This is a genomic window from bacterium, from assembly GCA_035380285.1.
Lineage (GTDB): Bacteria > Auribacterota > Erginobacteria > Erginobacterales > DAOSXE01 > DAOSXE01.
Genome location: DAOSXE010000061.1, coordinates 1 through 6,684, shown reverse-complemented (window position 1 = coordinate 6,684; position 6,684 = coordinate 1). Strand labels below are relative to the sequence as shown.

At 59.5% G+C, this 6,684-nt stretch carries 5 protein-coding genes; all 5 read right to left on the bottom strand.

Annotated elements, in window-relative coordinates; genetic code table 11:
* Positions 1-130: 130 nt before the first annotated feature.
* Genes PLZ73_12510 through PLZ73_12490 form a run of 5 tightly spaced genes read right to left on the bottom strand, consistent with a single transcriptional unit; the run spans position 131 to position 6,517 of the window.
* Positions 131-3,283, bottom strand: coding sequence for a CusA/CzcA family heavy metal efflux RND transporter (locus PLZ73_12510; GenBank protein HOO78695.1), 3,153 nt, complete (start codon positions 3,281-3,283; stop codon positions 131-133).
* Positions 3,284-3,290: 7 nt separating this feature from the next.
* Positions 3,291-4,406: an efflux RND transporter periplasmic adaptor subunit gene (locus PLZ73_12505; GenBank protein HOO78694.1), complete on the bottom strand. Its 1,116-nt coding sequence runs from the start codon at positions 4,404-4,406 to the stop codon at positions 3,291-3,293.
* 12 nt (positions 4,407-4,418) lie between these two features.
* A complete protein-coding gene (locus PLZ73_12500; GenBank protein ID HOO78693.1) occupies positions 4,419-5,690 on the bottom strand; it encodes a TolC family protein in 1,272 nt (423 codons plus the stop codon).
* Positions 5,687-6,214: a hypothetical protein gene (locus PLZ73_12495; protein ID HOO78692.1), complete on the bottom strand. Its 528-nt coding sequence runs from the start codon at positions 6,212-6,214 to the stop codon at positions 5,687-5,689. The genes PLZ73_12500 and PLZ73_12495 overlap by 4 nt, the downstream gene beginning before the upstream one ends.
* 21 nt (positions 6,215-6,235) lie before the next feature.
* A complete protein-coding gene (locus PLZ73_12490; protein HOO78691.1) occupies positions 6,236-6,517 on the bottom strand; it encodes a metal-sensitive transcriptional regulator in 282 nt (93 codons plus the stop codon).
* Positions 6,518-6,684 lie beyond the last annotated feature (167 nt).

The following is a 6,684-nucleotide window of genomic DNA, read 5'->3' as shown; positions in this document are numbered from 1 at the left end:
ACCAAGCAGTTATAAAAACATAGCAAACAAACCGCCGCCGGGTCAAGGCAAAACCGGGCCGGAACCGAAATTGCGCGAACAAACCCGTCCTTAAAGCGGTTCGATCGAAGATATCAGTATCGCCGCTGCCTCAGATCCCGGCGGTTTTTTTCCGGCGCAGCTCCCGTTCGCGCAGCCAGCAATACAGGACCGGGACCAGAAGCAGGTTCGAGAGCGTGGCCGTTATCAATCCTCCGACCGTGGGCGATGCCATCGGTTTCATGATTTCCGAACCGGTCCCGGTGGAAAACATGATCGCGGCCAGGGCGATGATGGTCGTCATGGTGGTCATCATGATCGGTCTCACCCGCATCAAACCTCCTTCGAGGACGAGGCTGCGTATCTCCGTAATAGTCCGCGGCGTTTTTTTCTTGAAAAGTTCCTCCAGTACCGACAGCAAGACCACGGCGTTGTCGGTGGCGACCCCGAACAGGGCGATAAAGCCCACCCAGACCGCGGTCGAAAAACGGAAATCCAGCAGATACAGGATGATTACCCCGCCCATGAGCGATACCGGGATACCGCTGGCCACGATGAACAGGGTATCCAGTCGCTTGAAGGCCATGTACAGCAGCAGCAGGATCACGGCCAACGCTATCGCCAGAGCCGGCATAAGCCGCCGCCGGGACTCCATCTCGGATTCGAACTGGCCCGACCAGCTGATGAAATAGCCGGGAGGCACTACCAGTTCCTTGCCGTCGATCTTTTCCCGGACCTTTTTCTTGGCGGCCTCGACGAAATCGACCAGCCCGGTTCGGCTCTGATCGACATTGATGAACACCCGGGCGTAGGTAAGGGTGTTTTCGGTATTGATCATGGCCGGTCCCGGGACCGTTTTCAGCGCGGCCAGCTCCGCCAGAGGGATATGTTCCCCGGTTGGCGAAGGGACGAAAACCCGTTCCAGAGCGGAGGGGGTATCGCGCAGTTCGCGCAGGTAACGTACGCGGACCGGATACCGTTCGCGGCCTTCGACGGTCGTGGTCAAATTCATCCCCCCGATCGCGGTCATGACCACGTGTTGAATATCGGCGACTTTTATCCCGTAGCGGGCCGCGGCCCGGCGGTCGATTTCAATCTCGTAATAAGGACGGGTGGAGGTGCGCTCGGCGTAGGGACTTAAGGCTCCGGGAACGGTGGAGACGATCTGCTCCAGACGGGTGCCGATCTCGACCAGCGTATCGAGGTCCTCGCCGAAGATTTTGATGCCGACCGGAGTCTGGATGCCGGTGGCGAGCATGTCGATGCGGTTACGGATCGGCTGAGTCATGATCGGACTGACCCCGGGCATGCGGGTTTTTTCCTGGATTTCGTCGATCAGCTCGGCCCGCGTCATGCCCGGGCGCCAGTGCCGCTTATCCTTGAGATGAACGATGGTTTCGATCATTCCCACCGGCGCCGGGTCGGTAGCGGTTTCGGCGCGGCCCAGTTTGCCTACGACCCATTCCACTTCGTCGGGAAATTCCCGTTTGATCACGATGTCCTGGGTCTTGAGGACATCCATGACCTGGGTGAGAGACGCTCCCGGCAGAAGCACCGGCATGAATAAAAGATCGCCTTCGTTCAGGGGGGGCATGAATTCCTGCTTGAGCAGGGAACCGCACAGAGCTCCCAGGACGATGAAGGCCAGGGCGATACCTACAACGCTTCTCTTATGGCCCAAAGCCCACGTCAACGCCGGCTGATAGATTTTTTTCAGGATCACCGCCGCCCGGTTTCTCTCCAGCGATACCAGCCGTCCGCGCAGGAGGTAGTAGGCCAAGGTAGGCAAGAGGGCGAGCGCCACCACTGCCGCCGAAACCATGGCGAAGGTTTTGGTGAAGGCCAGCGGTCTGAACATTTTCCCGGCTTGACCGGTGAGCACGAATACCGGAATGAATCCGATAATCGTGGTCAAAAGCGCGAAAAGCACGGGCCGACCGACTTCCCGAGCCGCCTTGATACAGACTTCGAGACGCACCTGCGCCTCGAGTTTTTTCGTGTTCAGGGCTTGTCGGCGCTGCACCAGGCGGGTGTAGATGTTTTCCACCAGGACGCAGCCGGCATCGACCATGACGCCGATGGCAATGGCGATGCCGCCCAAGGACATGATGTTGGCGTCCACTCCGAACCCGCGCATGAGAATGAAGGTCAAGAGAACCCCGATGGGCAGGACCAGGGATACGATCAGACTGCCCCCGAAGTGCAGCAGAAACAGGACAATCACCAGCACCGTGATCAGGATCTCCTGGAGCAGGGTGGATTTTAACGTGTCGATCGCCCGCGCGATCAGGCCGGTGCGGTCATAGAACGGAACGATTTTCACTCCCGGGGGCAGACCCACCGAGATCTCGCGGATTTTCGCCTTGATGTTCTTTATTACGGTCAGGGGATTTTCGCCGTAGCGCATTAGAACGACTCCGCCGACGGCTTCCTGCCCCTCTTTATCCAGGGCGCCTCGACGGAAAGCCGGACCCAGGGTGACGGTTCCCAGATTTTTCACGTAGACGGGGACGCCGGCCCCGGCAGTCACCACGATATTTTCGATATCTTCCCGGTTCTTGATGAACCCGGCGCTGCGCACGATGAATTCGACATCGCCCGTTTCGAACACCTTGGCGCCCACGTCGATATTCGATTTCTGTACCGCGTCGATGACCTGGTGAAGATTGACTCCGAAGGCGACCAGTTTATTGGGGTCGACATCGATCTGGTACTGCCTGACGTATCCGCCCACCGAAGCGACCTCGGCCACTCCCGGGACCGCGTTGAGCTGGTAACGGATATACCAGTCCTGAAGGGAGCGCAACCGGCTCAGATCGTACCCCTCTCCTTCCACCGTATACCAGAAGACCTGGCCCAGGGCGGTGGCGTCCGGGCCCAGAGTTACGACGGCCTCGGGGGGAAGGTCGCGCTTGGCGAAATCGAGCCGCTCCAAGACCCGGGTACGGGCCCAGTAAAAGTCGACCCCCTCCTGGAAGATCATGTTGACGATTCCGAAACCGAAGGCCGCGGACGAACGCACGGCCTTTACTCCGGGCGTTCCCATCAGGCCCGTGGTCAGGGGATAGATCACCTGGTCCTGTAGGTCCTGCGGACTTCGTCCCGGCCAGTCGGCGTAGACCAGGACCTGAAGTTCTCCGATGTCGGGGATGGCGTCGACCGGGGTGCTTCTCATCGCCGCCCAGCCGCCGACGATCGCCAAAGCGAATACGCCCACCACCAGCAGGCGGTTTTTCAAGCAAAGTTCGATAATTTTGCCGATCATAGCCGCTTCACTTCCCGTGGCCGGCGTGATCCAAGGCGCCGGAATACGCCGAGGCGGTTGCGCCCAGCCGCGACTGCGAGTCGATCAAGAAATTTCCTTCGGTGACGACTCGTTCCCCTTCCGCCGCTCCCCTTACCAGCGGATAGACCGCGGTTTTTTCTCCGTCTACGACGGCGGTGGCCGCCGGCCCGGTGACCACTTCCCGGGGCACGTAACCGTTCTCTCCTTCCTCGACGTAGATCAGTTTGCGAGTGCCGGTGTCCAAGACCGCGTCCTGGGGCAGCGCCAACGCCGGTCCCATCTCGCTCCAGAGGTAGACATCGACATACATATTAGGCTTCAAAATCCCATCGGAGTTGCGGGTCTGGATTTTGACCCGGATGGTGCGGGTATCGTTGCGCACGATCGGTTCGACGGCTTTTATTTCACCGGTCAGGACCAGAGCGGGGTCGGCGGGGGCGATAATCTCGACCGTGTCGCCGGGCCGGGGCCAGGACGATTCATACTCGTAAAAATCGGCATATACCCACATCGCTTCCCCGGGCAGAACCAAGCTGTCGTCGGCTTTGCCCGCGGTTTCGATCTCGGCGATCCATGGTTCGTCCACGCCGGCGAGTTTAAGCTTGAACCGCGCCGCTTCCACCACCGCCAGCGCCCGGGTTTGCGCCTCGGGAAACTGCGATTCGAGAGCGCGGTCGTAGGCTCTCCGGGCTTCGAGATATTCCTGTTGGGCGGAGCGCAGGTCCGCGTCGTACGCGACCTTCCCCGCGGTTCGGATCTCCTTGAACAAGTCGAGCATCTCCACGGGCGCGGTGGCGATCCCGGCCAAGGCTTTTTCACGAGGGCTCACCATCACCATGCCTTCCATGGGGCGGCCCTCGCTCCGGGGTTTGGTTACGGGGATGAGGTCCATGGAACAGATCGGGCATTGGGTCTGGCCGGCGGCGTAAGCCTCGGGCGTGATATGGACGGAAGGGTGCATGCCGCAGGTATAATAAAGAATGTCGGTTTCCGTCTCCGCCGCGGCTTCCGGTTCCGTCGCTGCCCGGAGTTCCGGACGGCTATGCATGAAGAAGAGCCCCACCGCGCCCGCCAGGAGCAAAATTCCGATAATTTTTTTCATGTCGATTCCGCCTTACGGTACCGGCCGGCCGAGGATATATTCCAACCGCGCCACCGTTTTGTTGTAGTCCACGATTTTGGCCGTCAACTCCAACCGTATGGATAAAAGCTTGCGTTCGGAATCCAGCCAGTTCAGGAAATCTCCGTTGCCTTGTTCGTAAGCCGATTGTGAAACGGAAAAGTTCTGCCGCGCTTGCGGGTAAAGAACATTCTCGTAGAGGTCGATCAGGCGCGTCAGAGACCGTATGCCGAAGTAAAGGTCGTTGATCTTGAAAACGATGAAATTTTCCCGGTCGGCAAGTGCCGCTTCGACCGCGTTCAGTCGGTACTGCTGCGCATCGACCCGCGACCTGATGCTCCAGAACCACAGCGGCACCCGCACGTTCACCCCCACCAGCCAGGCGTCTTGTCCGTCGTCGGGGAGCGAAGTCGTGCCGTCCCCGATCTGTATGTATTCGCCCATCACCCCGAAGTCGGGAAGATATTCTTCCCGGGCCAAGGAAAGCCGGAACCGTTCTTTTTCCACCCCCAACCGGTCCAATAAAACCAGGGGACTCTCCCGCAGCGCTTCTTCTCGCGCTTGGGATTCGGTCAAGGTCGGGGCCGAGGTGAGAGGGGCATACCCCTCCGGGATGTCCAGGGCGGTTTCGGGCGGCCGAGCCAGGATTCTGTTCAAAGAGGCGCGGCCCATGTTTTCCCGGGACTCGGCGCCGATGATCGCAGCCTCCAAAGCCGCCGCCTCCAGATTTATCTTGATCAAGTCCGTTTGGTTGAGGTTCGGAGAAGTTTCGTAGCGGGACCGGGCCACCCCGAGCATCTGGTTCAAGATCGCTTTTTCCTCCCTCAGCGTGGCCAGGGTGGAGACGGTAAGATAGTAATCGAAGAACGTCAGCTTGATCTGTTGAACCGTGTCCCTGACCGCCAATACGTATTTGATCTGCTCTACCTGGGCGGCCCGGTCCGCGATTTTGCTGTTCAGCGATAATTTGGTGGGGAAGGGTATCGTTTGGGAAATGCTGTATTTGCTCTCCTGCGGTCCGACTTTGGTTTGTACCGCTTCGCCGAAATAGGCGAAACCGATTTGGGGCTGAGGCAGGGAACCCGCGGCCCCGGCCTCGGCGAGCGCCGCCTGGGACTGGAGATAGTACGACCGCACCAGTGGATTGGCCGCCAAAGCTTCCTCGGTCAAACCGGTCAGGAAGTCCCTGTCCCCGGTTTGCGCGGATAAAGGCGTCATGCCCAGGGATATCAACCCGACTATCGCTCCGATCCGCGCGCTCTTCATTGAACGATCAGCGTGGCTTTCATCCGACCGTGGCGCGCCCCGCAGTAAACCGAACAGAGAATGGGAAACTCACCCCGGCGATCCGCGATAAAGCTCACCTTTTCCGTCCGGTCGTTTCCGAACTGGGCGTTGATCCCGTATTCCTTGATGTAAAAACCGTGGCGCGTGTCCCGTGAACTCAGGTCGATGACGACGATATCGCCTTGACGCACCGCGATCGTCTCCGGTTCGAACCCGAATCGGAAAGCTTCGACCGCTAGGGACTTAACCCTGGAGGTATATCGGGCCGGATCCTGTTCGATTGTTCGTTTACAGCCGGGGCAGCAGAGATTATACAGGCGACCCTCGTATGCATAGGTTACGGGCGCGCCCATCGACCCCACTTTTGCGCCGGTCACCGGGCAGAAGGCGTTCCCTACCTCGATGGGCGGGGCGGTTCCGTCAGGGACCGGATTTCCCGCGGTTTCGCGCCCCGCCGCCAGGCTTATGGCGGCGGCGACGGTACAATATACCAGTCTCCTCATGACAATCTCCTCGGTTCGTCCTCAAAGTTTTCGCAACCGGTGAACCACCGCCATGATCTCGGAAATCTTTTCTTCCTTCTCTTCCGAAGAATCGCTTCTGAAGGCCTCGACCACGCAGTGCTCGATATGCTTGGATAAAATCTTTTCCGCTACCGCGTACAGGGCGTTGATCGCCGCGCAGATCTGGGTGATGATGTCGATGCAATACTCCCCGTCGGCGATCATGCTCTGCAACCCCCGGACCTGACCCTCGATCCGCCGCAAGGCCGTAGTCTGTTCGTCATGCCTGGTTATATGGTTCATAGTGTTTTCCCTCTCGTTCGGTAATACTATAACATACCCCCGGGGGGTATACAAGGGCGTTTCGCCGCGATCGTCAGGCTGGCCGGGAGGGATCGATTTCCGAATCCGACAACCGGGCTCAGGCCGTCCGCCGGGCCGGGGAGTCTCCCCGTTCCCCCGAGGCGCGT